We start from the raw sequence: 21,031 nt of genomic DNA on the forward strand, positions 1-21,031 counted from the left end.
GGAATGTAATTGATGTGAAAATTCGTCTTCAGCAGATGGCTTTGTGGGTTGAGGTGCCTTTACTCCGCGATAACAACCACTCGACCGATGTCGGCGATAGAGACCCACCCGTCCGACCGGCCTGCCGCGGTGCCGATCTGGAACCTGTCTCGCTCGATGCTGACAACGAGATGCAACACCAGCAGCCAGCCCCGTACACGGGCCAAAACGACATCGCCGACCACCAACTCGTCAGGCAGGCAAGGGGCCAATGTGACGAGTGAGCCGTCGTCGATCCGGCCCCGCATCGAATGCCCGCGGGGTCGTACCTGAACCGATTCACCACGGGTCAGTGCCTCGTATGCAGCGGTTGCCCACTCACGCTCGCTCATCGGTCTCGCCAAAACAAGAAGTGACGTCCATCTTCCATCAGCCGCATCTCCTATTCAAATGGCTGCATCTGGTTATCCAGCCTCATGACCACTGTATCTTGCGTTGATCGCTTCAATCGCTGCAAGATACTCAGCATTTCCGACACCCACCTCCATAAAGACTGGTCGCAATTCTCCACGCTTGCGATCATACTGCTCGTTGGCTTCGTATAGGGTGACAATCTGATCCGGGAAAAGGTACTCCGATGAATTATATTTGTGCTGGTCGCTTCGCTCTTTAGATGCAATCAAAGAGAATAGCTCGGGACCTGGCAGGTCAAACACATCATGGCCCTCAAATTTGCATAGGAGCAGCGAAGTGTTGTATACTCCAATGAATTCTACCAATTTCGACTGACCGAAGCTCACTTGCAGAGCGACATCGAAATAGCAGTGAATTGTTTGACCTTTTCTGACTTCAGGGAAAGCACCTGGTAGATCAGCGAGTGCCATCCTGACCTCGTCCAAAGTCATCCCGAGAAGAACCGGACCGATACCAACGTGCGGGATAATGTCGAAAGTGAGTGGTGTCGCCATGGGGAAAACGGGTCCTCGGTTAAGCAGATTCGCGGGATGTATGGTGAAAAAACAAAGCGATTCCTGCTCCAATCGCTCACTTAGGCCCTTGCGGCCTCAACTGAATTCAGAATAATCTCTCATGAGCAAAATGCAATCAAAAACAGAAACAATTCGTCAATGTCAGTTGCTGCTTTCCTGGGACAGCAGGCATCCTGACTGCTTTTTGAACACCGCCAGGAATAGGGATCTTGGGTGCATTGAGAGACCATGATGCGTTGAGAAGGTATTTTGTGCTGGGCAGGTGAAATGATTTCTTTACTTCTTGGCGGGGCCTTTGAGGAAGCCGGTGTGGTTGATTGTTTTCCAGTAATCTTCCAGCTTGAACTTTGGATCGTTATCCGAATCGTGGCAGCCGAAGCACACCTGGAAGACTCGGCTCATGACTTCGTTTTCCTGAACGGTCAGCATCGCCTCTCGCTTCTTCTGGTCCGGTTCCGCGGCGTAGGCTGCCAGTTTTTCAGGTGATGGTAAATGCCCCTGGCCACCTGTTTTCCATGGGGTCAGGCTTTTCTTCATCGCGTGGGTGGGGTTTGCTTTCTTCAGATTCTCGATTTCTTCCGTCACATGCAGGCTGGCAGGGCCGTGGCACGATTCGCACTGCACGTTCTTTAAGGTGGGCGTTTTTTCGGCATTCAGATACCCACTGCGGTAGGCATAGCCCACCGTATGGCAAATGATGCACTCACCATCAAAGTTCCGACCGGTGGGGAAGGCCGCAATCTTTTCCAGTGCCTCGTAGGCGTGGGCATGCTTCGATTTCGACCAGATTGCGTGCTCGTTGGCGTGGCACTGCACACACGTCTGATCGCCAGCATACTTCGCGGTTGGGTTCTGGGCCTGCACCGGATGCAGCTTTTTGCGGCTGGCCATCTGGCTGAGATAATCCTGCTTTTTCACCGTGTCGGAATAATCCTGCAACAGGTTCAGGATGGGGTGGTCTTTCGTCTTATCGGCTGGGGTGGCAAATTCTTCCGCCATCGCCACCTTCTGGTAATACATCTGGATGCCGGTTTTCGTCTGATAAATCCCCACCACACCCACGTTCTGGCCACGCTGGCCCACCTGCAGGATCATGGTGCGCTTATTGTTCACTTCCTTCGGCAGGCTGGGTGGTTCCGATTCGGCAGTCTGCGACACAATCACATTGAAATCCGGAAACAATTCCGCTGCAGCCTGGGCATCCACCCGTTTGTTCGTGGTGGGATCAACATGATCAAACGGTCCGCTATATAACAGAATCTTGATCATCGGATCGCCATCTTTTTTCCATTGTGCCAGCACCTTATTCAGTTCCAGATCGGTGCGTTCGGCAAACTTCACGCTGTTATCTGGATTCTTCTCAATCACTTTCTGGCCGATCACACTGGTAATGCCCACGGTCAGGCCGGATTTGGCTTTCAGGATTTCTGCGGGCCGAATCATCGGACCACTAAAACCTTCAAAATCTTTCGGATTGGCAATGTTGCTGTTGATCACCTTGGGCAATTCATTGCCGGGCTGTAGAGAATACTTTGCCAGCATTTCCAGCAGTGGGCCAGCAAGCTCTTCGTACCCCACGCCCGTCACGCGATAATTCATCATTTTCATCGCCTGCATCGCGGTGGCATACTTGGTAATCGTCTGCTCGCGAGTGGGGGTGTAAGGCAACGGTTTCGGTACATCGCCAATATCGATTGCTGCCACGTCCCAACCACGTGCTTCCAGCGATTTGATAAAGTTATACCGACGTTCCAACCCACCTTTTTGTGGGTAGGAGCAGCCGCACTTCTGCAGATAGCCGTAAGTCTGGCCGGTAATCACCAGCACCAGATCCGGTTTTTGTTTTGCCGGATCAGGCCAGTGGGTAAACAGCTCCTGAGGCGGAAGTGGGGTGCCTTTGGGTTCTGCCGCCTGCAATGTTGCTGTTTGGCTGGGGTGCGATTCCGGAGAAACCGCCCAATAGATCACCCCCCCCACGGCTACCAGTAAAATTCCAGCAATGTAACGAATTGTTCCATTGGAAATGGTCAACTTCCACATCATTTCCGGCGAACTCCTCTCTAGCAAACATGCATCGTCCTTACCTTCCAGATATTATCGGAAAAATCGTTGTGCTGGGTGTAACTTTTACCCACGCGGGGAAAAAAACGCGAGCTGAAAAATGAGAGAAGTATGAAAATGAATCGCCAACAGGGACAAAACACGTTGCACTTGAAACGTGGACCAATGAAAATGAGTGAATTTTAATGTTTTGCACTGCACCATCGCCGAACTTGAAAAATGAGAAAATTCTCATTCTGCTTTCTTGTCCCGCTGCATTTGGTATTTCAGCCACGCACGTGCGAAGCGCCAGCGTCGGTCTGCCGTGCTGGGCGAAATCTGCTGCAGTTGGGCAATTTCATCCAGTGTCAGCCCACCGTAAAAACGCAGAGAGACCAGTTGGGCATGGTCGGGATATGTGGCAGCGAACAACTGCATCGCTTCATCCAGATGTAACAATTCATCATCATCCTGATTGCCAGCGGGCACGTCCAATTGATCCAGCGATTGCACCAGATGGTTTCCCCCACGTTTCAGACTGGCACGTTCGCGGGCACGATCAATCAGGATGCGACGCATCGCTTCAGCAGCAGCGGCAAAAAAATGGCCCCTGCCTGCAAATTGCTGATCTCCCACCAGACGCAGGTAAGCCTCATGCACCAACGCTGTGGCATCGAGGCTCTGGGCATGGTGCTCCTGTGCCATCCTGGCAGCGGCAAGTACACGCAACTCTGTGTAAACGACAGGCAGCAATTCAGCAGCAGCCTGCCGATCGCCTTGTTCTGCCGCTCTCAGAAGTTGGGTAACGGGGGTCATTTTTTGCCTGTGACTTGAGGTGTTGCATTCCAGGTGATCCCACCGTAGTTTGGATCTTCCGGGATCATATAAGTATCGTAGGTCAGCTTATTGCCGTCCGAGCTGAAAGAGAGAGTACCAAAGGGAACCCTCCAATGCGTCAACGTGAGCAACTCTTGGAATGTTGTGGCATCCCACAGACGCACCTCGATATGATCATCTGTAGTTCGCGATAAGGTGGCGATACGCGTTCCATCCGGACTGTAAAGAACGTCGTCGAGTCGACCAGAAAAGCCTTCGAGCAATCCCAGGATTTTGCCTGTTGCTGCGTCCCAAACAATCGGCGCTGATCGACGACCTTGGGACAACAACATACTTGAGAATGATATGAGTGATTTGCCGCGGGGATGGATTGCCAGACTAGAACCATTTGGATCGGATAAAATCGCAGTCCAAAGTTCCTCACCATTGGCCGCATTGCCAAAATGCAAGATGTGTTTTCCGTCTGAAGCCTTTGCAACCGTAGCAAAATATTGACTATCTGCACTGAAGGCATCATAGGGTGGGCCATAGTTTTCGGTGCGGATGAGGCGTTTGTTATCCAGATCCCACAATTGCATCCGACCAACATCGCGCACCGAGCCCCATGACTGACGATCTTCCACCAGCAATCGCTTCCCATCGGGGCTGAAGGTACCGTTCGATTGAGATTCTGTCTTGATTTCTAAGCGATCTTCTGGATTGTCCAGGGAAACAACCTGCACCTGACCCGCTCCAAAGAGCGCAAGATAGCGTTGATCGGGACTGAGGATGGTGATAGTACGATTCATCATCCGATCTAAAGGATCATTGTTGATGTTCGTAGTGACGGGTGTCCAACACACCTTGCCCGTGTCTGTCTCAAGAATGGGACCCGTAAAACCGTAGGGAACTTTGTTCTCTCGAACGCACAAATAGCGTCCATTCTGGCTGAATGTCAGCAATACACTGGGTAAGGACCACTTTGTTTTTGTTGGAATGGGATCTATTGTCCTCGTTGGCTCTTGGTATTCACCCAACTTTGCAACCGCGAAGGAGTGCAATTCCTTTCCATGACGGTTTCGAATACTGACCTTGTTTTCATCCAACAAGTAGACCGCTTGTCGTTCGCCATCGGGGCTATGAATCGTACGGATTCGTGGGGTATCGTTCGCACGATTTGTAGCTTGTGCTTTAGCAAAGTCCCACTCCTGCATTACAATATCGGTGTGCTTTATCTCATCTTGCTTAAAGATTGCTCGGATTACATCACTGTGCGCAAAGGAAGCAGCCCTGGTATTGCCCGGACTTTTGATGATACGGCGCAAATCCCCTGTTTCGGCATCAATGATCCAAGTTGTTGAATAAATAGTTGTCAGCAGAATAGTTCGACCATCCGGGCTGTGCTGAATCGCAAAGGGTGGCTTGTAATTTAAAAAATCTGAACGATGGATTGAAAAAGCCAGCTGTCTGGCAAGCACTTCTTTCCATTGGTCAGGATTGCTGATGTCCCAGCGAAGCAAACGTTCGGGGCCAGCGGTGATTCCCGTGAGGTGTTTGCCATCTGGAGTGAACGCAATACACAGTTTTTCGGCTGCAACATCGACGACTTTACGAGCTTTCATCGTACGGATATCGATGTGGTAAACGGAGCAGTCCAATTGCTCTGCTTGAATTCCACCGGTAAACGTAGATTGGACACGCGGGTTTGTTAAGAACGCAACCTGATCTTCCAACGCATTGAAACAAAGGTCGTTGATAACAAGTGATCGCAGAAATTTTGAGACAGGTCTCTGCAGTTGGAACTGAACGGATTTTTGTGAATTGATCGCATTTTCCAAGTCAATGAGCGTGAACCGAACCTGGTCGGATGGTTCCTCAAATAGTCGTCGACTCACTTGATATTCCACCACCGCAACAAGCCGACCGCTGGGACTGAGAGCAATTTGGGAAACAGGAAGTTGCTCGTCATCCAGGGGCATCTTGATTAGCTCGCGACCAGTGGCCACATCCCAGGCAATCAATCCGCTCTTCCCATCATCGAGCAAACTCAACAATCGACTGCCATCCTGGTTCAGTTTCAGCCTGAAATATCTTGCATTCAGCGTCGCAAGCTCGCGAACCATACGACCAGTCGCCAAATCGATAATCTCGATTCGGTAGTTAGCTACAGGCGATCCCCTACTCTCGACCTGTTCCGGAAGGGGGTCTTTGGTTTTTCGAGCCATCGCTGCACGACTGCCATCCCCGCTGATGGCACAGTAGTAGACATCTTCGCCCAGTGACATCTCGCGGGTATGTCCACGGCAAAGCCGGTCCCAGTAGTGCCATTCGAAGCCACGGATATCTTCCGAATCGCCTGGTTTGGGTCGTTGCTCATCGAGTAGTTCGATCACTCGGCTGACGTTATCTGCTTTCCAGGCGGCGGGAATCAGCGCCATCGCTGCCAGGTAATGATTTCGACGAAGCTCATTACGGGCTGCCTGGGCAGTATCCCGCTCGATTTCTGCTTGTTTCCTTTGCTGAAACGCATCGGCTTCCGCACGCCGGGCGCTATCTTCATTCGCATTGGCCACCTTTTCTGCCCGACGCGCTTGAACAGCCAGCACGCCACCCATGAGTGCAGCGCCGAGCACCAGCCCAATGAATGCGCTGCCTACGAGCACCGCCGTTTTGTTTCGACGATACACCTTGCGAAGACGATACATCCACGTGGGTGGGCAGGCTTCGACTGCATCGCCCGTCAGATAACGTTGTACATCCTTGGAAAGTGCGTTCGCAGTCTCGTATCGGCGGGTGCGGTCCTTTTCCAATGCCTTCATCACAATCCAGTCAATCTCGCCCTTCATCAGTGCGGATAATTTGGTTGGTTCGATCCCACGGGTGGCGGCGATGGTTGCTCGGGATTGGGAAGTGCTTAACCGCTGACTGGGGCGTGGGGGTTCTTCATCACGAATGATTCGCAGTACTTCATCCAGTGCGGCTTTCCGCAGGCGATCCTGCTCGATCGGTGGGCTGCCTGCCAGCAATTCATACATCAGCACCCCCAGGGCATATACATCGACGCGGGTGTCGATATCAAGCTGGTTGAAGGTAGCCTGTTCCGGTGCCATGTATGCGGGGGTACCAACCAGGGCACCAAACCCCGTATAGATGGTTTTGTCGGTCAATTGCTGGCCGATTGCTTTCGCCACGCCAAAGTCGATTACTTTGACCACTGGCACTTCATCGTGCAAGGCCACCAGCACATTGCTGGGTTTAATATCCCGGTGAATAATCCCTTTCATGTGGGCGTGCTGAATCGCCTGGCAGACAGGCACAAACAGTTCCAGTCGCTGTTTGGTTGACAGTTTTCTGGCATCACAAAACTCGGTGATGGGTGTTCCCTTCACCAGTTCCATCACGAAATAAGGTCTGCCTTCACTGCTGGTGCCCGCATCCAGCACCTTGGCAATGTTGGGGTGATCCATCACCGCAAGAGCCTGCCGTTCTGCTTCAAATCTGCCCAGCACCGTGCGGCTATCCATGCCTGGTTTAATGAGTTTCAATGCCACTCGGCGCTTCATGGGTTCCAACTGATCGGCGACCCACACTTCGCCCATGCCACCTTCGCCAATTTGCTCCAGCAGTTTATAATTGCCGATGCGATCCCCCACAGCCATCGTGGGTGGGCGTAGAACCGTTTCCGGTAACTGGGCCGGCTGATCAATCAGGTGGGACTGCTGGTCGCACGCCAGCATCCCCTGCAGCCGTTCCAGTTGGGCCTGGTCGAAACAATTTTCCTGCAAGTATTGCAGTTGGGCGTTCGGATCTGTGATTTGCAGTGCGGCTGCAAACAAGGCTTCATCATTCATTGGATCGTTTCCAGATCAAGTTCATCCATTCATGCGGAAAGTGCTCGCGAAACGCACCAACAAAATTGCAAAATTGTCAGAATTTTCCACAAATTGATTGATGTGTAAACTAATTTGCCCATTTCTCATTAATTTTTCCATGCCTTGTGGGCCAATTTTTTCTGTAATTTTTTACCTCTGCCTGAACCGAAGTGACTACAATTAATTTAGTTGTATCTACAAGTAATTTTAATGAGATTTCTCTCATTTGTAGACAGCTTCTTTTTGTGAGAATCCTTTCATGGGCTGGGTTGCGATCAAAATGCTTACCGGAGACCGCACCAAGTACTTTGGGATTGTCTTTGGGGTGGCATTTGCGGCACTGCTGATCTCCCACCAGGTGTCGATTTTCGTCAGTATTATGGATCGCACCACTTACCTCATTAATAATGTGCAGGAAGGCGACGTGTGGGTAATGGATCCCAACGTGCGGCAGGTGGACGAAGTGATCGGGCTGGCCGAAACCGATATCGACCGCATCCGTGGCATTGAAGGGGTGTCGTGGGCAGTAAAACTATACCGCGGCACCGTGCGTGCACGTCTTGCCGAAGGGAATGGTGCCAATGCCCGTGGAGATTTCCGCGGCGTGATCCTGATCGGACTGGATGATTCCACGCTGATCGGTGCCCCACGGAAGATGCTGCTGGGCAACGTCGATGACCTCCGCCTGCCAGATGCCGTGATTATTGACGAGGCCGGCTACAACTATTTATGGCCAGGCGAACCACATCAACTGGGCAAAGAACTGGAAATGAACGACCGCCGGGCAGTCCTGGTGGGAGTCTGCGAAGTGGGGCAACCGTTCGTTTCGCAGCCGATTTTTTATACCCGTTACGCACAGGCAATGGAATATTCCCCACCCGAAAGGCGATTGCTTTCTTACGTATTGGTGGAAGGGAAACCGGATGTTTCGCCGGAAGTGCTGGCAGCACGAATTCAGGAACGCACTAATCTGCAGGCACTGACCAAAAGCCAGTTTGCCTGGAAAACGATCAACTTTTATCTGAAAAATACCGGTATTCCGTTCAACTTTGGCATTACAGTCATGTTGGGCTTTGTGGTTGGGGTGGCCATTGCCGGACAGACATTTTACCTGTTCACCATCGAAAATCTGAAGCAATTTGGTGCGTTAAAAGCCATGGGGGTGAACAACATCCGTATTGTGGGGATGATTTTGCTGCAAGCCACTATTGTGGGCCTGCTCGGATATGGGATTGGCATGGGTTGCACCGCAGCATTTTTTGAATCAACACAGGGTTCGCTCCCACTGAAAGGGTTTAAAATGATCTGGCAGGTCATGGGTGGCACTGCTGTCGTGGTGTTTGTGATTGTGACACTCGCCAGCTTGCTCAGTATCCGCAAGGTGCTGGTGCTGGAACCCGCAGTGGTGTTTCGATAATTGGTTCTCAGTTGCGTATAGCGAAGTAATACCAAATGAATGCATCGACCCAGCCGATTTCCGATCAGTTGAACGCCCCACCTGCCGATGCGGCGGTGCGGTGCCACGGAGTAACCAAAGATTTTGGTAGCGGCGACACCCGTGTGCAGGTGCTGCGTGGGGTCGATATGGAAGCCCGCTATGGCGAATTGACCTTGCTGGTCGGCCCATCGGGGTGTGGCAAAACTACCCTGATTTCGCTTATTTGTGGATTGCTCGATGTCACGGGAGGCACGATTGATGTCCTGAATGCCCCACTCAGCAGGATGCGAGGGAATCAGCGAACCAATTTTCGCAGCGAAAATATTGGTTTTGTGTTCCAGCAATACAATCTGCTGCCCGCACTGAATGCGGCGGAAAATGCAGCCATCCCACTGATTATCCGTGGGGTCAAGCGAAAGAAAGCGGTGGAGCATGCCACCGAAGTGCTGCAATCGGTGGGGCTGGGCGACAAAGTGCGTTCGTATCCTAACCAGCTTTCCGGTGGGCAGCAGCAACGAGTGGCAATTGCCCGTGCTCTCGTTCACGAGCCCCGCCTGCTGGTCTGCGATGAACCCACGGCAGCACTGGATGGTAAATCGGGCCAAACGGTAATGCAGTTGCTGACGGCAGTGGCCTGCAAGCCCGATCGCGTGGTCATTGTGGTTACCCACGACAGCCGCGTGTATCACTTTGGTGATCGAATGATTTCCATGAATGATGGTTTGGTTGAACAAGTACTGTCGAAAGATCAGTTTCCGAAGGATCATTAATTAAACAGGTGGAAAAATGCTGACACGAATTGCCCTGCCACTGATCTCGATTGCTATGCTTTGTTTCGCCTTGATTCATGTGGTAAGTGGGAATCAGACCAATCCCAAACTCCCACCGATGGTGGAACCCGCAAAACAACCGTTTGCCAAAACAGTAGCTGGGGCCGGGATTGTGGAGCCCAAAAGCGAAAACATCTCGATTGGTGCCTATCTTCCAGGCATCGTTACGGAAATTATGGTTAAGGTAAACGATACAGTGGAACCAGGAACGCCATTGTTTCGGCTGGATGATCGTCATCTGGCAGCCGATGAGGAAGTGAAAAAGGCGGAACTGACGATTGCCAAGGAAGAATTAAAACAGTTGGAACAAAGCCCCAAGCCACAGGAATTGCTACCACTGGAAGCACGAGTGCAGGAAGCGAAAGCGGTGCTGGCCAGTGCGGTGGATGCTTCACGACGAGCGAACGATCTGGCACGCACGGGAGCCATTGGCGAAGAGGAAGTGGTGCAGCGACGCAACGCCGAAAAAACGGCGATTGCACAACTGGCACGTGCCGAAGCGGACCTGGCTTTAATGAAAAAAGAGGTCGAAGTAGTTTGGGAACGCCAGAAAGATGTTCTGCGTTCCCGCATCCAACTGGCAGAGGAAAGAGTACGGCAGGTGGCCGTGGAACGGAAACGGATGATTGTTACCGCACCGATCCGTGGGAAGGTGCTGCAAAAAGACCTGCACGTGGGGGAATATGTGGGAATCCCAGCAGGTCGTACCCTGATGGTACTGGGAGATACCAGCACGCTGCACATCCGAATGGACGTGGATGAAGCCGATATACCCCGCCTGAACCTGAAAGCCGAGGCGATTGCCAGCCCACGTGGGAATGGGGAAGTGAAAATTCCATTAAAATTTGTGCGTGTGGAACCCCTGGTGGTGCCTAAAAAATCGCTGACCGGCTTAGGCACTGAACGGGTAGATACGCGTGTTCTGCAGGTGATTTTTGCTGTACAATCAACCCCACAGGATCTTTATGTGGGTCAACAACTCGAAGTGTTCCTTCGGGCAGAATAGAAATCTCTAAATGCCTACCATTCAATGAATTACGTCATTATCATCGTCAAACCATTTCGAGCCGAAGCGGTCCTGCAGGTGCTGGCCGACCACCAACTGACCGATTACACGGTGCGTGAAGTCAAAGGCTACAGCCGGCAGAAAGGCTACCTGGAAAAGTACATTGGCAGCGAATACAGCCTGGCATTTTTGCCTAAAGTGGAAATCACCGCCTGGGTGGGCGATGAATTATTAGAAATTCTCACAGAAAAGATCGCAGGTGCCTCACGCACCGGACGGATTGGCGATGGCAAAATCTTCATCATTCCCACGATTCAGGGCGAAGCAATCGAATTTTAATGAGAATTCCCCCACGGTGGAGAGAAATTGTTAAACTTGGGTAACTGAGTCGTCATTATGGATACGGCTCGTTCTTGCCCACGCAGAATTGCAGTCGAATGTCGCTATTATCCATTTGTTCACTTTTTGTGACGCACCGTCGTGGCAAAAGTGGGGCAAATGCTGGGCACCTGGTTCTTCATTCGGGGATTGATCGGATGCGAAAATATTCGTGGTTGCCATTTCTGGCAATCTACATGTTGGCTGTCCTGGTTGGGATCACCACCACAAAATCACCGCAACCCATTACTGCGTCAGAAGTTGTGAAAAAAGCCGAGGCCGAACGCCTTGCCACTATTCGCAAAGTCAAACAAGCATCAGTGTGTGTTTTTGTCAAAGAAGGCAACAACATCCTGGGTGGCGGTTCAGGCGTTCTGATCGATAAAGATGGTTACTGCCTCACAAACTACCACGTGGTCGCGGGCCAGGGTTTCACAGGATTCCGCCCCACGTTTGTCTGTTCGCTGCCCAATGGTCAGATGTATGATGCGGTCACTGTTGGCACCGATAAGGTGGGCGACGTGGCACTCATTAAACTCTTCCCGAATAAAGAAGGCGAGGAATTCCCGTTTGTTGAAATGTGCGACAGCGACCAGATTCGCCCCGGCGAATGGTCCATTATTATTGGTAACCCCTCGTTATTAGCCACCGATTTTGATCCCAGCATCAGCTTTGGCTTGATCAGTGGAGTCAATCGCTATCGCGATTTCGGCTTTGCGGAACATACCGATGCTTTGCAGTACGACACTGCCGCTAACAAGGGCAATTCCGGTGGTCCAATCTTTAATCTGAAAGGCGAGCTGATGGGCCTGGTGTTCGGTGGTAACTCCGTTAAGCGTGGCTCCATGAACAACGGCGTCGGGTACGGCATCCCGGTGAACAAAATTAAGAACTTCCTTGGCCACCTGCGGTCCGGTAACGCGTGCGACCACGCCACCCTGGGTGCGACCGTGGCTTCGGAAGGAAATGATGAAGCGGAACTTCCCAAAATGCTGGTCAATGCGGTGATGGATGATTCCGATGCCGCCCGACGTGGCATTGGGGAAGGGGATCTGTTATTAAGCTTTGCTGGTCGCCCACTGTTAAATGCCAATACCTTCAAAAGTGCTCTGGGGATTTATCCCAAAGAATGGCGTTTACCCATTACTTTCCAGAAAGGGAAAACTCGCAAAGAAACGCTGGTGCGGCTGATGAGTTACACCCCGCAGGAAGTCAGTCCTGGGCCGAAAAAAGGCCCGCTGGCTCCCCCACCGAAAGCATTTGGGAAAGGAGCCCAGTTCTTTGAAGCAAAACCAGGCTTTGTGAATTACTACTTCAACCGTCAGGAGCGTGATCGCCTGCTGGCGGGTTCCCGCAAGCTGGCAGATATGCGGGAGGCAAAGGGTGACTGGCTGATGGTCGGCACCTATGCCAGCGAAGCCCGAAATGGCGATTTCAGTGCCAAGATTTTCCTGGAAGATGATAAATACGCAGCCACGTTGCAAATGGGCTTGACCGATTACAAAGTGGTACCTGCGATTCCTAACCAAAGTATCGAAGATATTTCTGAATCACCCTTTTCTGGTGGTCTGGCGATGAGCCTGCTTTATTACCGTCGATTTTTGACAAAATAAGCCGAAGCGGATTTCAACGGTGGCTGCCACCATGGTGGCTACGAGCCGATCTATCCCATGCCACTCGATGCTTCAAAAGCGGTGAAATTTGAAGATGTTCGAATCATGGCGGAGGTGATCCGTGGGAAGCATATCACCCACCCGGTGAAGTATTTCTTCTACAACAGTGCCATCAACCCGCAGTTCAAGGGCAAGCACCCTTATCCGGAAGGTGCCCTGATTGCAATGGAACTGTTCGTGGATCCGAAAGCCGATCCGTGTGAATTATACTTCCACGAATTCAAAGATTTTAATGGCAAAACACTGCCATCGAAAATCGATGTTCGCCACGCCGAAAAACGCTTTGCTTTGATCACCCTGAACAACTACGTCACGAAATAACCAGATGATCATGATAAAATTGCTGAAGATACCCACCCTGTTGCTCTGTTGCCTGTTCCCTGCGATTGCCAGCGGACAAGTGCAGCCGATCGAAAAAGTGGTGTCGCAAACGAATGAAAAAGTGGTGAAATTGTTCGGTGCTGGCGGCTTCCGTGGTGCGGAATCGTACGGCACAGGCATCATCGTTTCCCCACAGGGGCATATTCTGACTGCCGCCAGCACCTTCCTGGATGGGCGGTTACTTCGCCTGCACCTGCCCGATGGCCGCAAGTTTATGTTCAAAGTGCTGGATGTCGAACCGGAATTTGACGCTGCGGTGTTGCAGATCGTTCAGGACGAGAAAACGGCGACAAAACTTGACCTGCCTTATTTCGATATCGCCGCTGAAATCAAGAAAGTACCTGGGGAAGCGGGCGATTCGGTTCTCGCGTTCACCAACTGTTACTCACTGGCGACACGGGACGAAATGGTCAGCGTGCAACAGGGCACCATCACTGCCGTGGGCAAACTTTCCGCCCGCCGTGGCGCCTTCGAGGTCCCATTTAATGGCGACGTCTACTATCTGGATGCCATTACCAACAATCCCGGTGCAGCCGGTGGCCCACTGATCAACCGCAAGGGTGATTTGCTCGGCTTCGTGGGCAAGGAATATCGCAACGTTCAAACAGAAACCTGGGTGAACTATGCGGTGCCGTTGCAGACGGAAGCGGATCTGATTGTCAAAGGTGAAAAAACCAAGGCCACCCTGCAGGAATACGTTTCTCGCGTGATTGCAGGTACCTGGAAAAGCCCGGACAAACGCCCCGCAGGCACTGCCAGCGGACCTGGCCCTTACACGGGAATTGTGTTTGTGCCCCGCGTGGTGGAACGCACCCCACCGTACATTGAACGGATTCTGGCCGATTCGCCTGCTGCAAAGGTGGGGCTGAAGGCGGATGATCTGATTGTGTACCTCGAAGGTGAGCCAGTTTACAGTCTGGATGTGTTTCAGGATCTGATCAAACGTTATCAGCCGGGGGATAAAGTGCAAATTGAAATCCGCCGTGGTGATAAGTTAACCGCCCTCAGCCTCGAATTGGCCCCCCAACCTCAGAAATAACAACTGGATCAGGCAATCTTCATAATCTTTGGGAGTTCACCATGAAGTGGTTAATCGGATGCATGCTCGGTTGTTGCCTGCCCATGTTCGCAGTGGGTCAGGATATTGTGACCGAGTTGGATGCGATGTTGAAGGATTCGGCCAAAAAAGTCGCACCCAGCGTGGCACGGATCGAAACATCGGGCGGACAAGAAGCCGTGTGGGGTGCTGGCAAAAAAGGCCCGGAAGTGATGTTCCGCCGTGGGACAGGCGCTACCACTGGTATTGTGGTTTCTGAAGATGGTTACATTGTCACCAGTAGCTTCAACTTTCTGGGCAAACCAACCGCCATCTTTGTGACCGTGCCTGGCCAACCCCGAATGGTCGCGAAAATTGTCGGTACCGATCCCACCCGTATGTTAACAATGCTGAAAGTGGATGCCAAAGGCTTACCAGTTCCGAAGGCGCTCAGCCGTTCGGAAATGGAATCCGGTCAGTGGTGTGCTGCGTTAGGCCGTACCCTGAACCCCGATCTGGCGGTGAATCCCAGCATCAGCAAAGGGATTATCAGTGCCACTAACCGCGTGTGGGGGAAAGCAGTTCAGACCGATGCCAAAACTTCACCCGTAAACTACGGTGGCCCACTGGTTGATCTCTCTGGCAATATTTACGGCATTGTGGTGCCGATTTCACCCAACTCCACCGCTGAAACGGCTGGCTTTGAATGGTACGATTCCGGAATTGGCTTTGCCGTTCCGCTGGAAGATGTCTTCAAAACGCTCCCCAAATACAAAGCTGGTACTCCCGAAAATCCTGTGACTCTGGAAGCAGGCAAGCTCGGGGTCAATTTTCGCGAACAGGACCGTTATTCCCAAACGATTACCATTGGCACCGTAGCACCAGCATCAGCGGCTCAGAAAGCTGGCCTGCAGGTAGGCGACGTGGTGATTGAAGCCAATGGCAAAGCGTTGTACAACCAGGCGTCGCTGTTGCATATTCTTGGCCCCACCTACGCTGGCGATAAAGTTTCGCTGAAAGTGAAGCGTGATGACAAAGAAATGGAGTTCAAAGATATTGAACTCTCTGCAGTGACGCAGGTGTCCCAAACGGGTTTCCTGGGCATCCTGCCAATGCGGGACGATCCGGAACTGGGTGTTGAAATTCGCTTTGTATATCCCAAATCACCCGCAGAGCAGGCTGGCCTGAAGGTGGGTGACCGGATTATGAAGGTGGGGCCAAAACCTGCCGGTCCGATGCCGAAGTTACCCCCAGGTGCTTCGCTGCTCCGTCCGTTTGCAGGTCGGGACCAGCTCGCAAAACTGCTCGAGAATACCCGCGTGGGTACGGACATCCAGTTAGAAGTGAAACGCAAAGACGGGAAAACGGAAACGATCAGCCTGACACTGGCTGCCGCACCGGTAGATATTCCAGAAGAATTGCCAGAAAAATCGTCCGCTGGTCTGGCATTAGCACCGGTAAAAAATCCGTTGCCACCCAAGAAAGGTGCCCCACCGAAAAAAGAAGTCGATCCCAAGCCGGTTCCTAAAAAGGAAGATTTGAAAACTGGCTTACAGCAGATCAAAAACATTGGCGAAGCTGGCCGTAATTTCTGGATTTACATTCCGGAAAATTACGATCCGAATATCGCCCACGGTATTGTGATGTGGCTGCATCCTGCCGGCCGAGATGGCCGTGATGCGGATGACATGACAGCACTATGGGGACAGTTTTGCGAAAAATACCACCTGATCATGGTGGGATCGATCGCTGGCAGTAACACTGGTTGGGTCGCTGGTGAATCCGATGGAGTGATTGCTGACCTCCGCTGGGTGATGACCAACTACACCATCGACAAGCAACGAGTCATCGTTCACGGTCAGGGTGTTGGTGGGCAAATGGCCTTTTATCTGGGCGTCAACCACAAAGATACCATCCGTGGGGTGGTTGCGGTTGGTGCGGTGATGGCCAATAATCCGAAAGAGCCTGTGGCAAACCAGCCAGTCAGCTTCCTGGTAATCGCAGGGGCCAAAGACCCTCTGATCAAGGAAATTCAGGAAAGTGTCAACAAACTGACAGAAAAGAAATATGATGCGATGTTCCGTGAAATGAAACTTTCCGGCAAAGAGTATCTCAATGATGACCCGCCGATCTTCTACGAAATGCTCCGTTGGATCGAAACAATGGATCGTCTGTAAGTCGAAAAATTAAGACTTATTCATTTTTCCTGTCTGTCAGACTGTAATCACGCGGTTACGTGCGGCAATTTCCCACTGTTCTACCAGCTTGCCATCCTGAAGGATGTATGCAAACTGGTGCAACGCCACCGTGGGGCAGATATGCGTCGGAATCGCCAGCAGTTCATCTCCAGGTCGAAAGTCGTGCCCATTGGGTAGATCAATTGTGAGATGTTCTTCATTTTGTGGGCCTACTGTGTAGTCATCAATGCCCAGAATGGTGCACCGCTGACCTGCAGGTGGGTCGGCAGCAACTGCTTTATGGCCCAGGTCCAGGGTAATTCTGCCAGGCGAAGGTAAAGACACCACACGGGTCAGCAGCACGGCAGCGGGGCGAAGGGTGCCTAAATCTTCAAATTTGTTTCCATACCCTACGTCGTAGAGCGTAAACGTCCCGGGGGAACATTGCAAACCTTCCAGATCCTGTTCCGCCCAGATGCGAAATGATGGTGTGCCACCTGCAATCACTCTGGGTGCCTTCAAGCCCAGTTTGGCCAGTTGGCTGCGAAACTCCCGAACCTGTTCGACAATCTGAACCACCAATTCCTGCCGCAGTTCATAACTGACAGCGTGATTGTGGCCATCGTACACATGTAAACCAAGCACCTGTAAGCACTTAAAGCGATTCAGTGCCTGATAGAGTGCCACCGCCTCTTCGGTGGGCAGAATCCCAGTACGATTCTGGCCAACATTCAGATCAAGCCAGACACCGCACGTTACCTGATGTGCGGACAGAGTATCCTCTAACAATTGGGCAATTGTCAAGTTGTCTACCAGCACACTGAACTGGGTCTGAGGATATTTCTGAATCAGACGCACCAAACGGAGCAGATTGGGGCCCACCAGTGGGTAAGCGATCACCACCTCCGGCATCCCTTCCTGTGCCAGCATTTCCGCTTCGGCGATGGTGGCTGCCTTGTTCGATTGAATACCAATAGCCCGTTCCATCCGCACAATCTCTCGTGTCTTGTGCGTCTTCACGTGTGGGCACAATCGGCTGGCACTGCCCGCAATCTCCAGTGCCGCCTTCAGGTTTTCTTCAATAATGTCCCGAAAGAAAATCAGCCCCGGGCTGAAGATCTCTTCCGGACGATCAATCTGGTAGGGTGTCATGCGATGTATCCGTTTCTCATGTCGATGATTCACCAAGTTTACGATATTGCAGTTGGAAAAGGAATTCGCGATTGGGTTAGGATGAAATGTTTCATTGAAGTCGGTGGGTGATATCCAGTATATTGCCAAATTTTCGATGCTGTCGCAGGATTTCGCTCACTTGCGTTACCCGTTCATCCAACGTGCCCCTGATTCGAAAGAACGGCACCTGCCTTTCAGCTAAATCATCAATAATCTGCTGTTGAAACCACTTTCTTTTCTGATCGCCACTACGGTCCCAGGTATCGGCATAGGGGATATCGGTGTCACAGAGAAAGTATAAGTCGTACCCTTTCTCTGCTTCTTTTGCAAGTCGCGTCAACACAGGACCAGCAGTACCGTGATAGTCCTTGGCAAAGAGATAGGTCGTAATCGGGTTCGTGTCGCAGAAAAGGTATTTTCGAGCCTGCAGGATCCGCTCGTCTTCCTGTTTCAGATGTTCCGGTGCGATCTCTTCAAATTGCTCCAACGTGATTCGGCGATCAACCTGGTGATTCCGCCAATATTCTGCACCATATTCCGGCATCCAGACGGTATTGTGAAACTCTGCCAGGGTACTGGCGAGAGTCGTTTTTCCTGTGGATGGTGCACCCATGAAGCAGATCTTTGTAATCAGATCGGCATACACCACGGGTGAAAGAAATTGCCGACCTAGAAAATAGTCTTCGCGAAGTGCAGTCGCGCTGATCGGCACAGTCTTGCGTGGTTCATCGATCCTGCGGTCAACCGCCCCAAGTGCACGGCTGACGTGGTCTCCATAGAACTCACTGGAATAGAAATGGGTAATGTGCAGTCCGTTGAGTTTTCGAAGAATGTAGTTTTCCTGCTCGCGACAAATCTCTGGAGTATTCCCATAGCCTTCTGGACCATCCCAAGCCTCAATAATCTTAATCGTGGGGTATAACTTTCTTATCCAGCCGGCACGCACCTGTAACGGAATCTCGATGACATCCGTAGCGTACACCATGACGAATAGCTCATCGACTTCAGCCAGAGCGGTTTCGATCATTAACTGGTGGCCAAGATGAAAAGGGGCAAATTTCCCCAGGGTTAGACCACGGCGCATGGCGGCACCTCAGTATTCTCACAGGTGGACGATGACACTGATTTTTTGACGCCGGTGTTCCACCGCCAGTAGCCAAACAACGCATTCAGCAGGAAAAGCGACCACATCAGGATCATCAGATCTCCAGCATTGCCTCCCGCGCGGAAGCGCAGAACCCACATCCAGATCGTCACGATGTTGAGCAGGATATACAGCAACCATTGTTCCTTGTAACGCCACATCATTAGAATTGTCGCCACGACAGATAGTACGTTTGTGGTGGCATCGATGAACGGCGTGTTCTGTCGAGGATTGAGGTTCAACAGCATTCCCAATCCAATGGTGCCTGCAATACAGATGGCCGCAACGGCGAACCGCTGCCCCCAGCTCATCTGCCTCATGGTGACTGTTCTGACTTTCGTCATGTGACGAGACCACATGATGTAACCAATAATGCCCATTGGAACAAAGAAGAACAAATTGAGATAGAGTTCACCAAAGAGACCGTTTTTGTACGCCAGATACGAATAAGAAAGACTGTTATAAATGCCGATGATGTATCCTTCACGTCGACCAATCGCAATCAGCCCTACGCAGAGAATGCCAGACAGGGATACTGTCGCATCAAAAATGCTTGTTGCAAGATAGGCACTGAGGACACTTCCACAGATCAGTATCAATGCCAGCCAGGTGCGGTCGATCTTTGCAGACTGTGATGCTTTGGGCTCCATTGTTTTCCTTTATTTCAGTAAGAATTGGTTATTCTACTGCACTGGAAGTATCTTTAGCAGTCTTGGAAATTGCGTTAAGTAGCCATCTGTTCCAGAGGAAAGTCTGGGCCGATGTGTGCCAGAACGATTGCGTTCCGATGATATCTGATTGTTGATCGCAGAAATTGGCAATCGCTGGGTGGTTAATGGCGTTTCGTTTTGCCTGCAGCTTCTTCAACTGGTGATGGCAGGACTTCAATCAGTCTGCGGATGATATCATCCGTACTGATCCCTTCCGCATCAGCCAGAAACGTTGTCATCATGCGGTGTCGTAATACCGGGTAGGCCACCTGACGAATATCTTCCGTGCTGACATGCAAGCGACCGTTGAGGACCGCTTTGGCCTTTCCTGCCAGAATCAGATACTGGCTGGCGCGTGGGCCTGCCCCCCAGGCAATCTGATCTGCCAGCCATTTGGGGGAACCAGGTTCTTTGGGGCGGGTGGCGCGTACCAGGTCGGCGGCGTATTGAAAAATGTGATCACCCACCGCGATATTCCGCACCACCTTCTGTAACCGCAGAATCGTCTGGGCATCCAGTACCTTGCTGATTTCCGGCTGGTGGCTGGATGTGGTGGCCTTCATAATCTGAATTTCTTCCGCCCGACTGGGGTAATGCACCTTGATGTGAAACATAAACCGATCCTGCTGTGCTTCCGGCAGTGGGTAGGTGCCTTCCTGTTCAATCGGATTCTGGGTGGCCAGCACAAAAAACGGCTCCGGCAATTCGTAAGTTGTCCCACCTGCGGTTACGTGGCGTTCCTGCATTGCCTCCAGCAGTGCCGCCTGCGTTTTCGGTGGGGTGCGGTTGATTTCATCCGCCAGAATCATGTTGGCAAACAACGGGCCGGGTAAAAATCGAAAGGTGCGGCGGCCCGTTTCGGGGTCATCCTGCAGAATATCTGTTCCTGTAATGTCGGCGGGCATCAGATCGGGGGTAAACTGGATCCGTTTGAAACTCAGATCCATAATCCGTGCCACGGTGCTGATCAGCAAGGTCTTTGCCAGACCAGGCACCCCCACCAGCAGGCAATGCCCACGGCTGAAGATCGCCATCAGCATCTGTTCAATTGCCTGGTGCTGCCCCACAATAATCTTGCCGATCTGCGTGGTCATTCGCTCGTAGGCAGCGGCGATTTCCTGCACTGCTTCTACATCACTCGCTGCCATTGAAAGGTCTCCATTGATATTCTAAGTGGCTTGCATCCCAGGGTTGCTCAGTTGGGATCAATTTTACCAATCCCAGGCTTCCCACCACTCTCCCACAAGGAGTGCGGAAAGGTATCTCTTTTCAGGATGCAAAAAAGAGATTCTACATCCAGTCTATCACCCCCTTCCTATTCCCAAATTTGGGAAAATAAGTTATCTCAACCACGTTTCAGCGGTTAGCCACATAGAAAAAGATTTTCTT

Annotated in this window: 17 protein-coding genes; 8 read left to right on the forward strand and 9 right to left on the reverse strand. The window is 51.7% G+C overall.

All coding sequences use genetic code 11. The features are described 5' to 3' along the window. Nucleotides 1-59: 59 nt before the first annotated feature. From R3B84_19520 to R3B84_19540, 5 genes are all read right to left on the reverse strand, one after another. A complete protein-coding gene (locus R3B84_19520) occupies nt 60-371 on the reverse strand; it encodes a S24/S26 family peptidase (protein ID MEZ6142757.1) in 312 nt (103 codons plus the stop codon). Nucleotides 372-443: 72 nt separating this feature from the next. Further along, nucleotides 444-947 carry a hypothetical protein gene (locus tag R3B84_19525; GenBank protein MEZ6142758.1) on the reverse strand — a complete coding sequence of 168 codons (504 nt, stop codon included), beginning with the start codon at nt 945-947 and terminating at the stop codon, nt 444-446. Nucleotides 948-1,244: 297 nt separating this feature from the next. Continuing rightward, nucleotides 1,245-3,011 (reverse strand): multiheme c-type cytochrome, encoded by a 1,767-nt coding sequence (locus tag R3B84_19530; protein ID MEZ6142759.1) that lies wholly within the window; start codon nt 3,009-3,011, stop codon nt 1,245-1,247. A 249-nt stretch (nt 3,012-3,260) separates the two neighbouring features. After that, nucleotides 3,261-3,824, reverse strand: coding sequence for an ECF-type sigma factor (locus tag R3B84_19535; GenBank protein MEZ6142760.1), 564 nt, complete (start codon nt 3,822-3,824; stop codon nt 3,261-3,263). After that, nucleotides 3,821-7,675, reverse strand: a complete 3,855-nt coding sequence (locus R3B84_19540; GenBank protein MEZ6142761.1) for a protein kinase — start codon at nt 7,673-7,675, stop codon at nt 3,821-3,823. Before R3B84_19540 ends, R3B84_19535 begins: the two co-directional genes overlap by 4 nt. A 280-nt stretch (nt 7,676-7,955) precedes the next feature. Between R3B84_19540 and R3B84_19545 the strand changes: the two genes are divergently transcribed. The 8 genes from R3B84_19545 to R3B84_19580 all read left to right on the forward strand — a co-directional run bounded on the left by R3B84_19545 (nt 7,956) and on the right by R3B84_19580 (nt 16,615). Then, nucleotides 7,956-9,113: an ABC transporter permease gene (locus tag R3B84_19545; GenBank protein ID MEZ6142762.1), complete on the forward strand. Its 1,158-nt coding sequence runs from the start codon at nt 7,956-7,958 to the stop codon at nt 9,111-9,113. A 35-nt stretch (nt 9,114-9,148) separates the two neighbouring features. Next, nucleotides 9,149-9,904 (forward strand): ABC transporter ATP-binding protein, encoded by a 756-nt coding sequence (locus R3B84_19550; GenBank protein MEZ6142763.1) that lies wholly within the window; start codon nt 9,149-9,151, stop codon nt 9,902-9,904. Between the two features lie 16 nt (nt 9,905-9,920). Further along, nucleotides 9,921-10,970 carry an HlyD family efflux transporter periplasmic adaptor subunit gene (locus R3B84_19555; GenBank protein MEZ6142764.1) on the forward strand — a complete coding sequence of 350 codons (1,050 nt, stop codon included), beginning with the start codon at nt 9,921-9,923 and terminating at the stop codon, nt 10,968-10,970. A gap of 24 nt (nt 10,971-10,994) precedes the next feature. Next, nucleotides 10,995-11,309 carry a P-II family nitrogen regulator gene (locus tag R3B84_19560; GenBank protein ID MEZ6142765.1) on the forward strand — a complete coding sequence of 105 codons (315 nt, stop codon included), beginning with the start codon at nt 10,995-10,997 and terminating at the stop codon, nt 11,307-11,309. 98 nt (nt 11,310-11,407) lie between these two features. Then, complete coding sequence (locus tag R3B84_19565) at nt 11,408-12,961, forward strand: trypsin-like peptidase domain-containing protein (protein MEZ6142766.1); 1,554 nt, start codon at nt 11,408-11,410, stop codon at nt 12,959-12,961. Between the two features lie 57 nt (nt 12,962-13,018). Continuing rightward, nucleotides 13,019-13,342, forward strand: a complete 324-nt coding sequence (locus R3B84_19570; GenBank protein MEZ6142767.1) for a hypothetical protein — start codon at nt 13,019-13,021, stop codon at nt 13,340-13,342. 4 nt (nt 13,343-13,346) lie between these two features. After that, the gene (locus R3B84_19575; GenBank protein ID MEZ6142768.1) at nt 13,347-14,441 is read left to right on the forward strand and encodes a S1C family serine protease; all 1,095 of its coding nucleotides are present in this window, start codon (nt 13,347-13,349) and stop codon (nt 14,439-14,441) included. A 41-nt stretch (nt 14,442-14,482) separates the two neighbouring features. Then, nucleotides 14,483-16,615, forward strand: a complete 2,133-nt coding sequence (locus tag R3B84_19580) for a PDZ domain-containing protein (GenBank protein MEZ6142769.1) — start codon at nt 14,483-14,485, stop codon at nt 16,613-16,615. Nucleotides 16,616-16,651: 36 nt separating this feature from the next. Here R3B84_19580 and R3B84_19585 read toward each other — a convergent pair whose 3' ends face one another. The 4 genes from R3B84_19585 to R3B84_19600 all read right to left on the reverse strand — a co-directional run bounded on the left by R3B84_19585 (nt 16,652) and on the right by R3B84_19600 (nt 20,790). Further along, nucleotides 16,652-17,767 carry a D-TA family PLP-dependent enzyme gene (locus tag R3B84_19585; protein ID MEZ6142770.1) on the reverse strand — a complete coding sequence of 372 codons (1,116 nt, stop codon included), beginning with the start codon at nt 17,765-17,767 and terminating at the stop codon, nt 16,652-16,654. Between the two features lie 91 nt (nt 17,768-17,858). Continuing rightward, the gene (locus R3B84_19590; protein MEZ6142771.1) at nt 17,859-18,872 is read right to left on the reverse strand and encodes an AAA family ATPase; all 1,014 of its coding nucleotides are present in this window, start codon (nt 18,870-18,872) and stop codon (nt 17,859-17,861) included. Beyond that, complete coding sequence (pnuC, locus tag R3B84_19595; protein MEZ6142772.1) at nt 18,857-19,582, reverse strand: nicotinamide riboside transporter PnuC; 726 nt, start codon at nt 19,580-19,582, stop codon at nt 18,857-18,859. The genes R3B84_19590 and pnuC overlap by 16 nt, the downstream gene beginning before the upstream one ends. 182 nt (nt 19,583-19,764) lie before the next feature. Further along, nucleotides 19,765-20,790 (reverse strand): MoxR family ATPase, encoded by a 1,026-nt coding sequence (locus tag R3B84_19600; GenBank protein ID MEZ6142773.1) that lies wholly within the window; start codon nt 20,788-20,790, stop codon nt 19,765-19,767. Between the last annotated feature and the right edge of the window lie 241 nt (nt 20,791-21,031).

Origin of the sequence: Zavarzinella sp., from assembly GCA_041399155.1 — a bacterium.
Lineage (GTDB): Bacteria > Planctomycetota > Planctomycetia > Gemmatales > Gemmataceae > JAWKTI01.